This is a genomic window from Halomonas sp. AOP25-F1-15 (genome assembly GCF_052378675.1).
GTDB lineage: Bacteria > Pseudomonadota > Gammaproteobacteria > Pseudomonadales > Halomonadaceae > Vreelandella > Vreelandella casei.
Map to the genome: position 1 here is coordinate 284,439 of NZ_JBQSXV010000005.1, position 16,792 is coordinate 301,230.

Here is a 16,792-nt window from a genome sequence, read left to right on the forward strand (position 1 = left end):
TTGGCATCGATGGGTCTGTTTGTCACTCGCCGTCACGGTAAGGTAATTCGCCTAGCCCTGCCGATTATGTTGGGCATGCTGTCACAAAGCGTGCTCAACTTGATCGACGCGGCGCTTGTAGGACGGCTGGGTGAAGTCGCATTGGCCGGTGTTGGCGTTGGCGGCTACGCGATGTTTATGCTCACCGCTGTTGTCTTTGGCCTCTCCTCTAGCGTGCAGTCACAGACGGCTCAGCGCGCCGACGTATCTGCCACAGAACGCTACCATCCGCTGCAGTCAGGGTTAATGATAGGCGCTGCTGTGACGCTTCCGCTATCGATATTGGCATGGTGGCAGGCGCCTCTTTTAATTGGCTTTATCACCTCGGCGCTGGATGTACATGAGGTTGCCGTTAACTACTTCCGTTGGCGGGTCATCTCGTTACCGGCCATTGCGCTAACGCTATGTTTTCGTGGCTACTGGAATGGTCGCCAGCAGACGCAGCTTTATTTGCAGATTATTGTGGCGGTGCACCTGCTGAATGTCGTCGCGAGTGCGGGCCTGATCTACGGCGTTGCCGGCCTGCCGCAAATGGGGGCCAGCGGTGCCGGTGCAGGCACGACCCTATCGCTTTTTGTCGGCTTGGTAGTGTGGAGCCGGATTAGCTTGAAAAGTGCATTCAATACGCATTTTTTGACATGTCTGCCTAGCTTCGCCACGCTACGCTCAACGCTCGCATTAGCCATACCGCATTCTATCCAGCAGCTTTGGTTCGCTGCGGGCTATGCCGTTTTATTCTGGCTATTAAGTCAGCTAGGCACCGCTAGCGTTGCCGTTGGGCATGTCCTAATTAATCTATCGCTCCTGCTGATTTTACCGGGTGTCGGCATCGGCGTTGCTGCGATGAGCTTAGTGGGCGAAGCCCTAGGGCGAGATGCCCAGCGCGAAGCGCATCAGTGGGGTCTGGATGCGCTTCGCGTGGCCTGGTTGCTGCTGTTATTGTTGGCGCTGCCTATGCTGCTAATGCCTGAAAAGATACTTAGCGCCTTCTTTAGCAGCCCAGAACTCATCGCAATGGGCGCCGTGCCGCTTCAGCTAACCGGTGTGATGATCGTTATGGATGCGGCGGCGCTGGTGCTTGCTCAGGCGTTAATGGGCGCTGGCGCTCAACGTACTGTCATGATTCTAACCCTGGGTATGCAGTGGTTGTTTTTTCTACCGCTGGCCTGGTGGGTTGGTATTGGCTTAGGACATGGCCTATTGGGTGTATGGCTGGTGCAGTTATTATACCGGCTGGTTAACTCGATCGGATTTGTGTGGGTCTGGCAGCGCCGTCGCTGGGCCTCAATGGATTTTAAATAGCTTTTAGAACTAAAAAGATAATTATATATTCTTTTGTAGAATATGACGCCCGCGTTAAGGTGGTACTACGCTAACCCCCGTCTCAACGTGACCATTTCGCTTTTTAGCAGGATCGTGCCACATGTACCGTTATGATATTCACGACCAAACGCTGGTTGATGAGCGTGTCGCTCAGTTTCGCGACCAAATGGAACGCTATCGCGCTGGGCGTTTGGGCGAAGAAGAGTTCCGTCCGTTACGGTTGCAAAACGGCCTTTATATTCAACGGCATGCGCCAATGCTGCGCATTGCAATTCCCTATGGCATGCTGGCTGGCCATCAGCTGCGTGCCCTGGCTGAGATTACTCGCCGCTATGACCGTGGCTACGGCCATTTTACCACGCGTCAAAATTTACAGCTGAACTGGCCGGCTCTCGAAGATGTGCCGGATATCTTGGCCGATCTCGCCAAGGTTCAGATGCACGCGATTCAAACGAGCGGCAACTGCATTCGTAACACGACCAGCGATCAGTTCGCGGGTATCGCCAATGATGAAGTGGAAGATCCGCGCGCCTGGTGCGAACTAATCCGCCAGTGGTCTACCCTGCACCCCGAATTCGCTTATTTGCCCCGTAAGTTTAAAATCGCGGTTAGCGGTGCAGCGCAAGACCGCGCAGCGATTCAAGTGCATGATATTGGTCTGCGCTTTTGGTACAACGCCGAGGGTGAACTGCGCATTAAAGTATTGGCCGGTGGCGGCTTAGGCCGAACGCCCATGATTGCTGACGTAGTGCGTGAAGACCTGCCTTGGCAGCACTTGCTGACGTATCTGGAAGCCTGTGTACGGGTTTACAATCAGTTCGGCCGGCGCGACAACAAGTTCAAAGCGCGGATCAAAATTCTCGTTAAAGCGCTTGGGATTGATGAATTCCGCCGCCGGGTAGATGAAGAGTGGGCGCACTTAAAAGACGGCCCCCAAACGCTTAATCAAGCCGCTGTCGACGCCGCTAAAGACCACTTCCCTGAGCCTGATCGCCGTCCAGTAGCCGCCTCAGCCACTGAAGATTTTGATCGCCTGCGCGCGGATAATCGCAGTTTTGCGCGCTTTGTGACCAACAACGTCACTAATCACAAGGTGGCTGGTTATAAAGCGGTGACGTTGTCGCTTAAACGCCGAGAGCATGCCCCGGGTGACGTCACCGCTGATCAGATGGAAGCCGTCGCAGATTTGGCTGACCGCTACAGCTTTGGCGAAGTGCGCGTGACGCATGAACAGAACTTAGTGCTGTCCGATGTTCCTGTCGATGAAATGCAGGCGCTTTGGCAAGAGCTAGACGCGCTCGGCATGGCGAACCCTACGGTAGGAACGCTCAACGATATTATTTGCTGCCCAGGCGGCGACTACTGCAGCTTAGCCAACGCAGTGTCTATTCCTATCGCACAAGCGCTGCAGGAACGTTTTGAAGACCTGGATTTCTTGTATGACCTTGGCCCTCTGGATCTGAATATATCTGGCTGCATGAATGCCTGCGGGCATCACCATGTCGGCCATATCGGTATTTTGGGCGTCGATAAAAAGGGTGAAGAGTACTATCAGATATCGATTGGCGGTAACTCTACCGACGATGCCTCGCTGGGAAAAATTTTGGGCCCTTCATTCTTCCGCCAAGATGTACCTGACGTGGTCGAAAAAGTATTGGCGGTCTATGTGGACCAGCGCCATGAAGACGAGCGCTTCTTAGATACTTACCGTCGTATTGGCCTAAAACCCTTCAAGGAGCATGTTTATGCCAAATAAGAGCATGCCAAATAAAAGCACCCCAACGACAGACGCGCTCAATGATGAGGCGGAGGTGCTAGAGCAGACGCCGGTGCACGCTGATCATTTAATTGTGAATGGCGAGCTAGCGGCCGAGAACGCCTGGTGCGTCTCCTATGACACCGATACCTTGCCTGAACAGCGCCCTGCGTTTGTACCGCTGGCGCTATGGCAAGCGAATCAAGAAGATGCTGAACTGGCGCCGCTGCTTACCAGTGATACCGAATTAACCCCCGCGCTGAGTGAGCAGATCGGCAGTGTGGCGGCCATTGCGATTGATTTTCCTGCCTTTACCGACGGGCGCGGCTACACGGTCGCTCGATTGCTGCGTGAGCGCTTTCACTACGCAGGTGAAGTGCGTGCCGTCGGCGATGTCTTGGTTGATCAATTGGACTACATGCGCCGCTGTGGCTTTACGTCAATGGCCCTGCGCGACGACCAGCATCCAGAAGATGCCTTGCGTGCGCTGAATGCTTTTAGCGTTCGTTATCAAACGGATGTTGAAGAGCGCCAGGCGTTGTTTGAACGCCGCTTAGTTGCCAGCAAGTAACATTGAGTATCAGCCGGCAAAGGCCCAGCGCCTTTGCCGTTTTTTTTGATTTTAAAGCGCGAGCCTAAGGTTTGACGCCACTTCGTCTATCAATGATTCCGGCACGCCGTGTTCGCCGGCAAGCTTTCGCCACTGGGCAACGTGTGCAATGGTTTCATCAATCATGGCGTTGATTTTTTTGCGGGTAAACAAAGGGCTCAGCCTTTCTAGCGAATAAAGGTCACTGCGAGAGAAATGGTCGCGCTTACCATTGAGGCTCATCCAGTGGCTGTTCACCCACGGGCTCCCCGGTTTGTAGCTGTAAGCAAGGTCATAGGCTGGTGAAAGTGACCAGGCTCCCCCTTTCAGCATAAATGCAAAATTTTTCGCATGATCATCATGGTTTCTAGCCACTATATTAAAAACCATGCGTCTAAAGAGCTGTTCGGCATCTGCGGCAGAAAGCTGTAGCTGTCTCGCCACACCAAATAATTCAGCGTATGAGAATGAGCCTGGTTTTTTATAGTCAACGTGGGCTATGCCGTTCAGGGTTTGTACGTGCAGTTTACGATTGCCGATTCGATCAAACCGTTGCGTTATAAAGTGACGCCGCGGACCTTCATTAATCAGCTTACAAGGCATCATCTCAATGCCGCAGGCTTTCGCTAACAGGTGATAAACGTACTCCATGGCACCATAGCCTAGCGGGTCGCCAAACGTCTCACGATTTTTATTATGCTCACTGACACCATCAAACTTCATTAGAAAGTGAGCAAACCCATCCGGTACGCGTGTTTGTCCCGAGCGCACTTGGGTGAAATCCTGATTAAACGCCAGAACCGCTTTAGGACGAGCGCCTCCAGCACTCATTCCGACAGACAGTAGTGCCATCATGGCTTCTCTGTCTTCCTGGCCGTCTTTGTTAAGCTCAACGGAAAAGGTTGATCGGCTATCGAGTATTTCCTGCGCAATGCCGACTAAGGTGGCTATTTCAACGTGAGCGGAGGCATTGAGACTTTTTAATTTCGTGGCGGGCGAATACTCCAGCGCTCCCATGCCCCGCTTGCCGGTATATTGCAGCCTTTGCAGCGGCGTAATATCGCCAGCCTGCCCGCCTTTGCTGGCCACCCATGCATTAAGCACGGCATTACCAAAGTCATCGGGCAGTGAGTCGGCAATGAGTCCTGGCAGGCCCTTGAAGGTTTCAATATTGAGCTCAGGAAAGCTGAATATTTTTTTGCCAAGTGGCATTTTAATAGGAGAAAGCTCAACGCCGTCGTTAATAAAGGCGCCATCGTATTCAAAGGCACCAACGCCGGTACGAGTATCGAAACTCACTGCCCCTACGTAGCGGTCGAGATAGCTGACGTTGATAACTTCCATTACCATTCAAGCGGCTCCTCATCCTTGGTTTTTCTCTGGCCAGAGGCACGCTGACGCTGCTTGCTCTGTAGCTTGGAAAGCTGCAGTGGTGAAATAGTTTGTGGTGGTAAAAAGTGCTCTAGCTGGGCCGTCATATCGAGAGCCATCATGATGGCTACCAGTCCTTCTAATTGGATTTTTCCCTTTTCAGCATTCAGCACCACTTTTCTGGATAAACCCGCTAGAGCTGCTACTTCTGCTTGCGTCATGTCATGATTGAGGCGCGCCTGCTTTAGGCGCTCCCCTAACGTTTCAGCAATCGCGGCGGGTGATTTATTTTCAGTCATCATAAGATGCTCTTAAGAGAACATAGTTGAAAAAAATATCTGCTATGGTCTAAATATAGTACATTATGAAGCATGATTATTAAGTAAATCAATTAATATCAAGCCATCAGTTTTTAAAGATCTAAAATAAGGACATTAATGGCTTAAAATGGATTAATGTTACAATAATAGCATCTTGTGATGAATCGAATTCAATTAGCCACGTCTCTTTTGCTGGCGCTCGCGGTTATTGGCTTTAGCGCGATCGCTTTTACGCAGCATTACCCACGTGGCGCCTAGCCCTCCTTCAGACGGCTGGGCTGATACATACGCCTGCACTTCCTCAAATTGGCTGAGCCACTTGGCAAGATAAGAGCGCAGAACGTTAGCCGGACTATCAATCTCACGCCCGCGGCCATGCACGATCAGCACCGAGCGTAAATCGTGGGCATAGGCTTCCTGAATAAAAGGAAAAAGCAGCCGCCGACACTCGCTTAAAGGACGCCTGAGCAGATGGAGCTGGGACTGAACGCTATAACCGCCGTGCTTTAATTTATCGACAACGCCCTGCTGTATGCCCTCACGGCGATACTCGATAGGATCAAAAGGAGGAAGCAGGTCGACAAAGTCGTCGGATAAAAAATTGCGCGCTCCTCGCTCTTCTTCTGCCCACTCACGCCGTGCCAGCTGAGCGTCAGAAGGACATTGACGATGAGCAGTAGGATCGGCGCGGTTACTTGCCGGTAGCGGCCTAACATCACCGACGAGAGCTCGAAAATCCATATCATCACGAAGTGGCTGATTCATTGCAGGCTCCTCTGACAGGGTCTAATGACTATCCTAACAAACTCGAAGACTGTGCTTAAACATATTAAATAAGTCGATAACATAGGGCTTGTCATCATCTATTCAGAGCGCCAAGCTATGCCTGCACTTATTTACCATTCAGTGAGAGGCACTCTGTTTTGGCTAAAACAGTTTGGTTGAAACGCCTAGCGATCGGCAGCGGTGTGGGGATTGTGGGCATGGCAGGATGGCTGTGGCTAACCATGCTCAGCCCATGGTTTTATGATCGCCCAGACGATCTAGACGACATCGAGCAGCGCATCCATCAGGTCTTTGTATACGGTACGCTGCGCTATGCTCCGGTGCGCCTGGCCGTCATGGGGAGTTTCGGCTCTCCTGAAGACGCCGTGCTTGTGGGTTATCAGCGCAATGGTCTCGACCTTTCGTCCCAGCCCGGGAGTCAAGTCAATGGGCTGCTACTCACTATAGACGCCGCTGAATTGCGCCGCCTAGACCGCTATGAACGACTGGGCGTACGCTACGATCGTAGGACTATAACTCTTGAGGACGGCACTCGTGCCTGGGTTTACTTGCGCCGTCCAGGTACACGAACTGCGCTTGCCTCCTACCCAGCATTGCCGGTAGCTCTGGTACCATAGGACAGATAGGCTTATCTGTATTTACCAAGACCGCTTTTATGACCTTATTCAGGAATGATGATGAGTGATATGACCCCATACGTTTTGGTTCTCTACTACTCTCGCTCCGGCGCTACCGCCACCATGGCGCAGCAAATCGCAGCCGGCGTAGAAAGCGTACCCGGTATTCAGGCACGTTTGCGCACTGTGGCACCGGTTTCAACAACCTGTGAAGCCGTTGATCCCGAAATTCCTGTTGAGGGCGCGATCTATGCTGATCTAGACGATCTGCGCAACTGCAGCGCGTTGGCACTGGGCAGCCCAACGCGATTTGGCAACATGGCGGCGCCGCTTAAGTATTTTATCGATTCCACTAGCAGCCTATGGATGAACGGTGCACTGATTGATAAACCTGCCTGCGCATTCACATCAACCTCAAGCCTACATGGCGGTCAGGAGAGCACATTGCTGACGATGTTGGTGCCTTTGCTGCATCATGGCATGGTTTACGCGGGTGTGCCGTATAGCGAAACAGTGCTATTAGAGACACGCACGGGCGGAACGCCCTATGGTGCGAGCCACCTAGCTGGAGCTCGCAGCGATCACTCTGTTGATGCGCATGAGCGCGCGCTTTGCGTTGCACAGGGAAAACGGCTGGCTCGACTTGCGTTAGCGTTGGATGTCATGCGGCAGAATGCTTTATGAGGCAGTGGCTGGAAGATATCGAGGCACGTCATGGATTAGATAAGCTCACGCTAAAAAGCCGCCAGCTGGTGCTAATCAGTAGTGCCATCTTGCTGGTATTAGTTATTTATCGAAGCTTTTTAGTACAGGGCGATGAATTCAACTGGCGCCCTGTCGTGGCTTTTGTGCTTCCTCTTGTGCTGTTCTTACCTTCGATTATTGGCCGGCGGGCGCGTGGACACGCATGGCTTGCGTTCGTCAGCCTGCTCTATTTCACTCAAGGTGTCATGCTGGCAAGCGTTCCAGGGCAAAGCTTTCGTGGCATTTCGGAAGCCATCGTTTCGCTTGCCCTGTTTGCGGGCTGTATGGGCTATGCGCGTTTTCGTAGCCGGCAGTTGCGCCAAAAATAATTCTATTAACAGTTCTATCAAAAATAACGCTGTACTCACTTGCTGGCGAAAGCCAAGTGGATCGCTCTAAATTCTTTGAGAATCGAGAGTAGCGGTTTGAGCTTTGAGGTGAAACCGGCGACCATGGATGAAATTCAAGGGAGAGTCATTCGATGACACGTAACATAGCCGATATTAGGCGTGATTATGAAGGCGGCAGGCTAGATGAGTCGCTGGCACCCAACGATCCTTTTGTACTATTTGATGAATGGTTCACTCTCGCCCTGGAAAAAGAAGGCCAGGATGGCAATGCCATGACGCTGGCGAGTGTGGATAGCCAAGGCAGGCCTCACGCACGGGTAGTGCTGTTAAAAGGCTTTGATGAACGCGGAATGGTGTTTTTCACCAACTACCATAGCCATAAGGGTAGTGAGTTAAGCAATGTGCCCTACGCGGCGATGACGTTTTGGTGGCCATCACTTTCCCGGCAAGTCCGTATCGAAGGACTCGTTGAGCGGATACCCACCGAAGAGTCAGATGAGTATTTTGCCAGCCGCCCGCGCGGGAGCCAGCTTGGTGCCTGGATTGCTACGCAAAGCGTTGTGATTCCAGGGCGTAACTGGATTGAAGAGCGTCAAAAGCGCTTTGAACAAGCCTACGACGGACAAGATATACCGCGCCCAATTCACTGGGGCGGCTACCGCGTAGCACCTGACATGATCGAGTTTTGGCAAGGCCAGCCCAGCCGTTTGCACGACCGGCTGCGGTTTGAGCGTCGCGATAGCCATGAGTGGAGCCGCTTTCGCTTAGCGCCTTAACTAGCCAAGTACATAAAACAGTGTTCAAAAGGCCTACAGAGCTAGCTGCAGGCCTTTTCGCGGTTAGTCTGGCAGGCTCTCAAGGCGATGCCGCTGCCACTCACTTTCAGGTTCATTGAGGCGTAGCACGGCATCAATCACCTGCTCTTCCATGTTGTAACGGCATTTAAAACCTAAGTGTTTCATCAAGGCCCGCATCGGATGGTTATCGACCATGATTTTGCCGATCATTTCCAGGGTGCCGATGTTAGTGCAGTAGTCGATCATCTTCTTCATTAACAGGCTGCCAATGCCGAGCCCCTGCAGGTCATCACGAATGATGATTGAAAACTCGGTACGAATATTGTCAGGGTCGTTCCACACCCGCGCCACGCCAAGCATCTCTTTGTTATCGTCTTCACCTAAATATTCAGCGATAAAGGCCATCTGGCGGTCGTAATTGATATGCGACAAAATCGACAAATCACGCTGCGTTAAATTGGATTTATTGTGGAAGTAGCGAAAGCGAATGCTCTCTTCTGAAAGCTGGCGGTGGAACGTGGTAATTAAATGCGCATCTTCAGCACGAATAGGCCTGACCTCGACCTTCCAGCCATTTTTTAGCGTCATCCATTCACGTAGTTCTTCTGGATAAGGCATGATCGCAAAGCGCGACGGCGTACCTAGATCCATTGCGAAATCAACGGCGATCATACCATCGCGATTAAGTATTAGCGGATTCACTTCAAGCCCGCGTAGATCGCTAAGATCTGACGCCATCTGCGATAATTTAACCAGCATTTGGCACAGATGCTGTATATCCCGCTCAGGGTCGGCGGAGTGTTCGCGGATTAACGAGGCCGCATGCGTTCTGCCCACTACGTCGGCGGCTAGGCTCATGTTCAGCGGCGGCAGTGCTACCTGGCGATCAGCCAAGACATTGACCTTATAACCGCCGATACCAAAGACAATAAGGGGACCAAACACCGGATCACGGGTAATTCCTGCGCAGATCTGCATGGAATGCTTGCCGCGCTGCATGGGCTGCAAACAGTATTCGCGGATCGCATACTCCGGGAATTTTTCCGCGACTTTATCGCCCAGCTGACGAATACCCTCAGCCACCTGCTCTGGGGTTTCTAAATCCTGCAACAAGCCTGCAGAAATTTTATGCGGATGCTTACGGTAGCGATAAGGACGGCAATTGCCTTCATGGACAACCTTGAGGGCTTTGCTTCCCGAAATGCTTACGGCTTTTTCAAGCGCTTCTTCAGGGCTAGATAAATACACGCTGGGTGCCGTGGGAATACCGTATGCCTCAAGCACTTGAGCAGTTTCAGAGTGAGTTAACGTTTGCCGGCCCTGTTCTTTTGCCTGCTTGATGAGCGTGCGGCACTGAGCGCGTATTTCAGGGCTCGTTGAAAAAGGTAAGCTGGGCGGAATTTCCTGCAGCAGCGCCTGAACACGCTGGTAGATCACCATGTGCATGAAGGCCTTAACGGCTTTCTCCGGTGAAATGTAGGTAGGGATTCCGGCTAAATTACATATATGACGTGCATTCAGAGCTTCTTTTAGGCCCATCCAACTGGTCAGTAAGTTGCGACGAAACTTCTTACGATTATCAATCAACACTTGTGCCGTGACGAGCGATGGCGCCATACGAGTGGGCGCGTGAACGACCAGTACGGCATCGACATTGGCATCAGATGCGACAATTTCTAGCGCTTGAACAAATCGCTCTGGCGACGCATTGCCGCCTAAATCCACCGGGTTCTCTCCCGGCTTACTCATATCGACCTGGCTAAGATGCAACGCCGCCTGCGTTTCAGCGCTAAATTCGGCTAACTTACCGCCAGCGCTAATCAGCTTATCGATAGCTAGCATGGCTGGCCCCAATCCGTTCGAGACAATGGCCAGGCGATCCCCCTTCAGGGGTTTCATGCGTGAAAGCGTTTCTAGTGCATCAAGCAGCTCATCAGAATCATCAACGCGCACAACGCCAGCCCGGGCAAAGGCAGCATCAAATACCACATCGCGATTCGCAATGCCGGGCGTTGGCGCCATGCCCGAAATGTCAGATTCGGGCGTGCGCCCGCTTTTTATCGCCAGCACTAAGCGATTACGCGATGCATCGCGCACGGCCGTCATAAAATGCTGGGCATCATTAACCCGCTCGAGGTGTAGCAATATAGCCTGAGCTGGCGAGTATTGATTAACGTAATCAATAAGATCCGGCAATAGAACGTCTACGCTATCGCCAACCGTAATTAGATGCGAAAAGCCTACATCTCGCCCAGCGGCCCAATCTATCATTGCATTGGCCAGCATGCCGGACTGGCCCAAATAAGCGACACGCCCCGCTTTTACCGGCTGACTGGCGTAAGAAACATTAAGATTTTTGCCCGGTACAATCAGCCCCATGCATTCAGGACCCAATACCCGAATACCCGAAACGCGAGCCGCACTCAACATCCTTTCACGGATAGAGCCTTTATTGCCCTTATCACGATCCAGATAAGCACCGCCAGACAGTACCAGAGCGGCTTTGACACCTGCTTGCCCAAGCTTTTTAATTAAACTGGGTATACCCTCAATAGGTGAGCACACCACGGCTAGGTCGGGCACTTCGGGCAGCTCACTTACGCGGCTAACACACGGGACTCCGAATACCTGAGCATAGCCTTTCAAGTTCACGGCCCATAGCGACCCTTTGAAGCCGCCCTCTTGAATGTTTCTCAGCACTAAACCGCCCAGCGATGAGGGCTTTTCAGAGGCACCAAACACCGCGAGTGTACGAGGTTGAAAAAAATGGTGTAAGAAGCGCGTGCTCACAAAGGGATCTCCCCTGACATAAATAGCGGCTGTACGACTTATTGAGACTGTCGCGTAGGGCCTGGAGGCGATTAAGGTGTCATCAATAATAATGGAGCGCTTGAATGATTACCGCCTACCTTACCCACCCCGATTGCTCATTGCATCATATGGGGCCAGAGCATCCGGAAAGCCCACAGCGTCTGGAGGCTATTCGCGCCCACCTATCGCTTGCTGGTTTACTACAGCAGACCATGCAGGCTGACGCTAAAGAAGCGAGTGAAGAGGCATTAGCCAGGGTACACCCCTTGCGTCATCTTCGCTCGCTGGAAAAGTGTTTACCCAAAGAAGGCATCATCGCATTGGATGACGATACCATGATGAATCCTGACAGCCTGCAAGCCGCTAGAATGGCTGCCGGCGCTGTTATTAAAGGGGTTGATCAGGTTTTTAAGTGCCAGGCAGATAATGTGTTTTGTGCCGTTAGGCCGCCTGGGCATCATGCGGAAGCCAGCGATGCGATGGGCTTCTGTTTTTATAATAATATTGCCGTTGGCGCAGCCCATGCCCGCGAAAAATATGGTGCAAAGCGTATTGCCATACTGGATTTTGATGTGCACCAGTGCAACGGCACGATTGATATTTTCAAAAACGATCCTGACATTCTTATTTGCACAAGCTTCCAATACCCGTTTTATCCGTGGCGCTATCTGCGCAGTGAGTGGCAAAACGTTGTGAATACGCCATTAGAAGCAGGCACCGATGGGCCCGAGTTCCGGCGCATTATCGAAAGCCATTGGATGCCCGCTTTGCATGCTTTTAAGCCAGATTTAGTTATGATATCTGCAGGCTTTGATGCCCATCGTGATGATCCAATGGGCGACATTTGCTTGGAGGATGAAGACTTTTACTGGATCACTCATCTTGCTATGGAAATCGCTACACGATACGCCGATAACCGCATTGTTTCGGTGCTTGAAGGTGGCTATAACCCAAAATCGTTAGCCAGTGGTGTCGAGGCGCATCTAAAAGCGTTGCTTGGTCTGCCCTTCGCCGAAGTGCCTTAAGGCCCGACTCTATTGGGCCTGGCTAATGGGAGTGAGTTTGAGCTGTGGTATCATATTTATATTCAAATGCCCCACGTTAACGCAGCCAATGTGACGATTTATGACCGCAACTACTGAAGAGCATGCCGCGCTGCGTATTGCATCGGGAAGCAAACCGTTTGTTGAACCGCTGCGCCTGGGCGAACGACTCAAGCAAATTCGTCTTGCTAACCAATGGACGCTGGAAGATGTAAGCCAACGTACAGGGCTTGCGCGTTCAACGCTGTCTAAAATTGAGAATGATCAAGTGTCACCTACCTTTAGCGTGGTGCAGAAACTGACGACGGGCCTGAACATTGACCTGCCCCAACTGCTGACGCCACCTAAGCGTGAGCGTTACACCATGGGCCGTCGCGATTTAACCCGTAAAGGTAAAGGCCAGCTACATCCTACGCCTACCTACGAACATGAATTGCTCGGGCATCAGCTAGCCCAAAAGCGCATGATCCCCTTCAAAACTATCGTACGCGCCCGCAGTTTCGATGAGTATCAACAATGGGTGCGCCATGATGGCGAAGAATTTTTAATGGTGCTGCATGGCGATATCATGCTCCACACCGAGTTTTATGCCCCGCTAGTCTTAGCCGAAGGCGATAGTATCTACTTCGATAGTGATATGGGCCATGCGCTCGTGTCGACCAGCCATAGCGATGCAGTGGTGCTTTCGGTGTGTACGCGCGGCGATGTTGCTTAACGTGATAGAAAAATGCGTGTTAGAGGCAATTAGTCGGCTTTGGCAAACCGGCTAACCGGGCAATTCTTTTAGGTGGGCTGCCTGGGAAAAGCTGCATCAAGTAGATAGAACGCCCCTTCTCTTCACCCAGTGCCGTTTTGGTTGCTTTTACCAACGGCCTCATCGCCGGTGCCATTTCATAGCGCTGATAAAAAGCCCGGACGACATCAATTATTTCCCAGTGTGCAGGCGTTAACGGCAAACCTTCTTCATTGGCCATTAACTCAGCCACTGATTTACTCCAGTCCGTTTGGTTAACTAGATATCCTTCAGGATCGAGGCCCCATTTTTTTTCTAAGTCAAGATAACGGTATACTTTTCCGATAGACATGCTTAATACCACGTTACTGTTTTTTCATTCTGCTCTGTCAATACTACAAAACCGTCTACATCTACAGTAGGTAGTCCATTATCAGCAGCTATGTTTGCAAGGCCTCTAGAAGTAAGGTCTTCAGAAAGCAAATAGATACGCTGATGGAAGTGCTGCCATGCGCTCCAAGTAGGATTAAGAGCGGCTGTCACCGCCTCTTCAACCAATAGCACTGTATCTTGAGCCCCTACCGCATGCTGCATTTGAGTAAATGCACTACTATCTGGCGTATTGGTGAGGATGTGTAACATGGTCATTGCCTCACTAAAAGCTAAGTATTTTGGCGTGTTGCTGCAATAAATCAGGTATATCTACATTCGCTATTAACGTTACGCCGTCGACAAGCGCATCTGTGGATATATCTAGGTTTTGTAGTGCCTCTTTAGGCACCCAGAGTTTATCAATATCGTACATTTCTAGCATATCGATTGTTGGCAGCGAGGCTTTCTGACCTGGCGCGCCACTACCCTGCCCTTTTAATAGTGCCATTATACCCTGCCCCATAAATAGCAGCTCCACCGGCTGCCCAAAAGCCGCTGCAACCAGTGCTGCATCTAACCCTTCACGCAACCAACTAGAGCCGTGAGGTGCATGGCGAATAATCACCAGCAGTGTGTCAGGTGTCGCCATTGACTCCCCTTTTAAGCAAAAGTAATAAACCGGTCAGACCGCTGCTGTAATTCAAGCAATTGTCCAAGGCCGGTTAATTCAAAGGGCTTTTCAATATTAAAGACTTGCTTACCATGCCGCTGCGCTTCTGATTCGCTCATTAGCCCTCGACGCAACGCTGCGGCAATACAGACATCTAATTGTACGTCATGTAGGCGATGAAGCTCGAGCCAAGCTTCATTGAGATTGAGTTCATCCTGCGGAGGTGCCATTAGTGAAGACGCATTATGAACACCGTCGTGATAGAAAAAAACTCCCGCTAACCGATGCCCCCGCGCAATAGCTGCGTGGGCAAAACGTAAAGCAGAATGCGGTGCAGGACTGCTATAAGGGGCGCCCATCACCAGTAAACCGTACTGCATCATCTTAATACCTAGTCACAGCTAGCTCAAAAAAAAAGACAGGCCCTCCAAAAGGGCCTGTCCTATCGTCTAACGCTGTTTAAAATCAGTCGTTACTCATAATGCCCAGAATCGACAGGAGGCTAATAAACAGATTGTAGATGGATACGTAAAGCGTCACGGTAGCGAGAATGTAGTTAGTCTCACCAGCGCGGTGAATGATTTCACTGGTTTGATACAGAATGGCAGCTGAAGCAAACAGTACAAAGCCTGCAGATACCATTAGTGACAGCGCGGGAATATTGAAGAAGATACCCGCGACCATGGCAAGAATCAGCACGATGGCACCAGCCATCAGGAAATTACTTAAAAAGCTAAAATCCTTTTTGGTCGTAAGTGCCACAGCGGACAAACCAACAAACGTAAGCCCGGTCATAGCAAGCGCATTCATGATCAATGCACCGCCGTTTGGGAGCGTTAGGTAGGCAGAAAGAATCGGCCCAAGGGTAAAGCCCATGAACCCCGTAAACGCAAACGTAGCCAGCAACCCTGTCGCTGAATTCGCCGTTTTATGGACAAGGAACATCAGTCCATAAGCACCGACAAAGAACACGATAATGTTCATTTGCTGGATGCCCATTGCAACAGCGGCACCCGCTGTTACTGCCGAAAACAAGAGTGTCATCGCCAGCAGTGCGTAGGTATTACGCAATACTTTATTCGTACTGACACTGTTTGCCACACCACCGGACTGGGGGCGTGCCATACGTGAGTCGTTGTAAGCCATGTGTTAATGCTCCCTAATAGTATTCTACCGACGGACAAGAATGCCGTTACTGAGTTCCAGACGCAAGTACTTGTCGTCTACGCAAATGGTAATTCGACGTTGCACTACTCACAGGTGAGCTTGAAACAGCGGGCATTGCCTACGAAGTCGGTATTTATTTCGGTGCCCCGCACGCATTTAGCGTGTTTGGAAGCGCTGCCTACCGAGAAAACGCCGACCAGCGTTCGTGGGCAACGTTTAAAGGCTGGCTAAATGAGATACCTAAATAAATCTAACTCTTACGAACACCTAGTGACGCGAGCCGTGCCACTAGGTCATCGTCTGATGGAAGAATTATTTAACTTTGTGCTTCTTCTTCATCATCTTTGTGGGCGGTCACGGTCGTGACTGCCGTTTGACGGGCATCTTGAGGAGAGCTATATAGACGTGCATCGATCACATGCAACACTGCCAATTGAGCAAATAGCACCGCAAAGCAGACAATCAATCCTTTCAACATGGTAGATCTTCCTTAGTGAATTAATAGCATCAAGCTGACAGCATAATAACGATTATTTTTAGATAAACAACGGGGCCTAACGTGAATTAAATAATGTTAACCGCTCTTAGAAGACTTTTGAATGATATTCCTATTCACAATTATCTGTCTCTCAAATACTTAACGCCTGTATCAGGTGGTCCGCTTCAGCAGGATTGGTATTTTTCCATCGATAGAATCAATCCTTAACGGTTACTTTTCGCAGGTCATCGACGGAGATGCCATCCGGCAACTCTGACTCGCTGCTCGGCAGCCAGACAGGTGAGAAGTCGCTATCTTCTCTACCATCATCATGCGTATGCCCTGGAATACGATAAACCACTTGCTCGCGTCGATGATCCCATGCGAATACACGCTCCATACGCCACTCCTCGTTAAAGAATATTTCAGCTAAGACACTAGTGCCTACGTTGACGTTCCGTCACGAGCAGACCCGATGGTTGATTGCCATTTTACGGCTCTGAGGAATATTCGCATATCAATGGCGGAGATATGCTTCGCATTCGCACGCATAAATTTTAGCCAATCGACATAGACCGCATAGATGCTGTTAAATGTAGCAGGATTATTTAACTGATAAGGAGTTATCCATGAAAGCACTCATTCCACTGTGTTTAATTGCCGTACTGCTGGCAGGCTGCAGCTCAGGTCCTTCTTCATCACGAACCGCAGATTGCCGCGATGTAGCAGAAAAAATGGGCGACACGATGGCCTACGGTGACTGTATGCGAGGGACAAAGATTAATACGTCTGGTTTTTGATACGGCTCAGCCGGGTTCTCTAGAAA

The 16,792-nt window shown here is 50.9% G+C and carries 22 protein-coding genes; 11 read left to right on the top strand and 11 right to left on the bottom strand.

What is annotated here, in order from left to right:
- Positions 1-9: 9 nt before the first annotated feature.
- From ACT3TF_RS11895 to ACT3TF_RS11905, 3 genes are all read left to right on the top strand, one after another.
- On the top strand, positions 10-1,341 hold the full coding sequence (locus ACT3TF_RS11895; protein WP_441683653.1) for an MATE family efflux transporter: 1,332 nt from the start codon (positions 10-12) through the stop codon (positions 1,339-1,341).
- Between the two features lie 121 nt (positions 1,342-1,462).
- Positions 1,463-3,118 (top strand): nitrite/sulfite reductase, encoded by a 1,656-nt coding sequence (locus ACT3TF_RS11900; protein WP_193063177.1) that lies wholly within the window; start codon positions 1,463-1,465, stop codon positions 3,116-3,118.
- Entirely contained in the window at positions 3,108-3,689 is a 582-nt protein-coding gene (locus tag ACT3TF_RS11905; protein WP_096280018.1) for a DUF934 domain-containing protein, read from the top strand. Before ACT3TF_RS11900 ends, ACT3TF_RS11905 begins: the two co-directional genes overlap by 11 nt.
- Positions 3,690-3,740: 51 nt before the next feature.
- On the opposite strand, the gene ACT3TF_RS11910 is transcribed toward ACT3TF_RS11905, so the two are convergent.
- From ACT3TF_RS11910 to smrA, 3 genes are all read right to left on the bottom strand, one after another.
- Entirely contained in the window at positions 3,741-5,057 is a 1,317-nt protein-coding gene (locus ACT3TF_RS11910; RefSeq protein ID WP_444625434.1) for a type II toxin-antitoxin system HipA family toxin, read from the bottom strand.
- A complete protein-coding gene (locus ACT3TF_RS11915; protein WP_441683647.1) occupies positions 5,051-5,380 on the bottom strand; it encodes a helix-turn-helix transcriptional regulator in 330 nt (109 codons plus the stop codon). The genes ACT3TF_RS11910 and ACT3TF_RS11915 overlap by 7 nt, the downstream gene beginning before the upstream one ends.
- Before the next feature lie 192 nt (positions 5,381-5,572).
- On the bottom strand, positions 5,573-6,163 hold the full coding sequence (smrA, locus tag ACT3TF_RS11920) for a DNA endonuclease SmrA (RefSeq protein WP_096280012.1): 591 nt from the start codon (positions 6,161-6,163) through the stop codon (positions 5,573-5,575).
- A 158-nt stretch (positions 6,164-6,321) separates the two neighbouring features.
- Between smrA and ACT3TF_RS11925 the strand changes: the two genes are divergently transcribed.
- From ACT3TF_RS11925 to pdxH, 4 genes are all read left to right on the top strand, one after another.
- The gene (locus tag ACT3TF_RS11925; protein WP_225734413.1) at positions 6,322-6,801 is read left to right on the top strand and encodes a gamma-glutamylcyclotransferase family protein; all 480 of its coding nucleotides are present in this window, start codon (positions 6,322-6,324) and stop codon (positions 6,799-6,801) included.
- Positions 6,802-6,861: 60 nt separating this feature from the next.
- On the top strand, positions 6,862-7,485 hold the full coding sequence (wrbA, locus tag ACT3TF_RS11930) for an NAD(P)H:quinone oxidoreductase (protein ID WP_096280010.1): 624 nt from the start codon (positions 6,862-6,864) through the stop codon (positions 7,483-7,485).
- Positions 7,482-7,874, top strand: a complete 393-nt coding sequence (locus ACT3TF_RS11935) for a DUF2069 domain-containing protein (protein ID WP_096280008.1) — start codon at positions 7,482-7,484, stop codon at positions 7,872-7,874. The genes wrbA and ACT3TF_RS11935 overlap by 4 nt, the downstream gene beginning before the upstream one ends.
- A 152-nt stretch (positions 7,875-8,026) precedes the next feature.
- Positions 8,027-8,671, top strand: a complete 645-nt coding sequence (gene pdxH / locus ACT3TF_RS11940; RefSeq protein ID WP_096280006.1) for a pyridoxamine 5'-phosphate oxidase — start codon at positions 8,027-8,029, stop codon at positions 8,669-8,671.
- Positions 8,672-8,734: 63 nt separating this feature from the next.
- On the opposite strand, the gene ACT3TF_RS11945 is transcribed toward pdxH, so the two are convergent.
- Positions 8,735-11,482 carry a bifunctional acetate--CoA ligase family protein/GNAT family N-acetyltransferase gene (locus ACT3TF_RS11945; RefSeq protein WP_096280004.1) on the bottom strand — a complete coding sequence of 916 codons (2,748 nt, stop codon included), beginning with the start codon at positions 11,480-11,482 and terminating at the stop codon, positions 8,735-8,737.
- Between the two features lie 104 nt (positions 11,483-11,586).
- On the opposite strand from ACT3TF_RS11945, the gene ACT3TF_RS11950 reads away from it, so the two are divergent.
- Positions 11,587-12,528 carry a histone deacetylase family protein gene (locus tag ACT3TF_RS11950; RefSeq protein WP_096280002.1) on the top strand — a complete coding sequence of 314 codons (942 nt, stop codon included), beginning with the start codon at positions 11,587-11,589 and terminating at the stop codon, positions 12,526-12,528.
- Positions 12,529-12,628: 100 nt separating this feature from the next.
- Positions 12,629-13,261, top strand: a complete 633-nt coding sequence (locus ACT3TF_RS11955; protein WP_096280000.1) for a helix-turn-helix domain-containing protein — start codon at positions 12,629-12,631, stop codon at positions 13,259-13,261.
- 19 nt (positions 13,262-13,280) lie between these two features.
- Here ACT3TF_RS11955 and ACT3TF_RS11960 read toward each other — a convergent pair whose 3' ends face one another.
- The 5 genes from ACT3TF_RS11960 to ACT3TF_RS11980 all read right to left on the bottom strand — a co-directional run bounded on the left by ACT3TF_RS11960 (position 13,281) and on the right by ACT3TF_RS11980 (position 15,467).
- A complete protein-coding gene (locus ACT3TF_RS11960; protein ID WP_096279998.1) occupies positions 13,281-13,631 on the bottom strand; it encodes a TusE/DsrC/DsvC family sulfur relay protein in 351 nt (116 codons plus the stop codon).
- A gap of 2 nt (positions 13,632-13,633) precedes the next feature.
- Complete coding sequence (gene tusB / locus ACT3TF_RS11965; RefSeq protein WP_096279996.1) at positions 13,634-13,921, bottom strand: sulfurtransferase complex subunit TusB; 288 nt, start codon at positions 13,919-13,921, stop codon at positions 13,634-13,636.
- A gap of 13 nt (positions 13,922-13,934) precedes the next feature.
- Entirely contained in the window at positions 13,935-14,300 is a 366-nt protein-coding gene (gene tusC, locus ACT3TF_RS11970) for a sulfurtransferase complex subunit TusC (RefSeq protein ID WP_096279994.1), read from the bottom strand.
- Between the two features lie 11 nt (positions 14,301-14,311).
- Complete coding sequence (gene tusD, locus ACT3TF_RS11975) at positions 14,312-14,701, bottom strand: sulfurtransferase complex subunit TusD (RefSeq protein ID WP_096282355.1); 390 nt, start codon at positions 14,699-14,701, stop codon at positions 14,312-14,314.
- A gap of 85 nt (positions 14,702-14,786) precedes the next feature.
- Positions 14,787-15,467 carry a Bax inhibitor-1/YccA family protein gene (locus tag ACT3TF_RS11980; RefSeq protein WP_096279991.1) on the bottom strand — a complete coding sequence of 227 codons (681 nt, stop codon included), beginning with the start codon at positions 15,465-15,467 and terminating at the stop codon, positions 14,787-14,789.
- 152 nt (positions 15,468-15,619) lie between these two features.
- On the opposite strand from ACT3TF_RS11980, the gene ACT3TF_RS11985 reads away from it, so the two are divergent.
- Complete coding sequence (locus ACT3TF_RS11985; protein ID WP_255249123.1) at positions 15,620-15,736, top strand: dienelactone hydrolase family protein; 117 nt, start codon at positions 15,620-15,622, stop codon at positions 15,734-15,736.
- Positions 15,737-15,804: 68 nt separating this feature from the next.
- Here ACT3TF_RS11985 and ACT3TF_RS11990 read toward each other — a convergent pair whose 3' ends face one another.
- Positions 15,805-15,966 carry a hypothetical protein gene (locus ACT3TF_RS11990; RefSeq protein WP_176483395.1) on the bottom strand — a complete coding sequence of 54 codons (162 nt, stop codon included), beginning with the start codon at positions 15,964-15,966 and terminating at the stop codon, positions 15,805-15,807.
- A gap of 217 nt (positions 15,967-16,183) precedes the next feature.
- A complete protein-coding gene (locus tag ACT3TF_RS11995) occupies positions 16,184-16,366 on the bottom strand; it encodes a hypothetical protein (RefSeq protein ID WP_096279987.1) in 183 nt (60 codons plus the stop codon).
- A gap of 229 nt (positions 16,367-16,595) precedes the next feature.
- Here ACT3TF_RS11995 and ACT3TF_RS12000 point away from each other — a divergent pair, with 229 nt between their 5' ends.
- Entirely contained in the window at positions 16,596-16,766 is a 171-nt protein-coding gene (locus tag ACT3TF_RS12000) for a hypothetical protein (RefSeq protein WP_176483394.1), read from the top strand.
- The last annotated feature ends 26 nt before the right edge of the window (positions 16,767-16,792 follow it).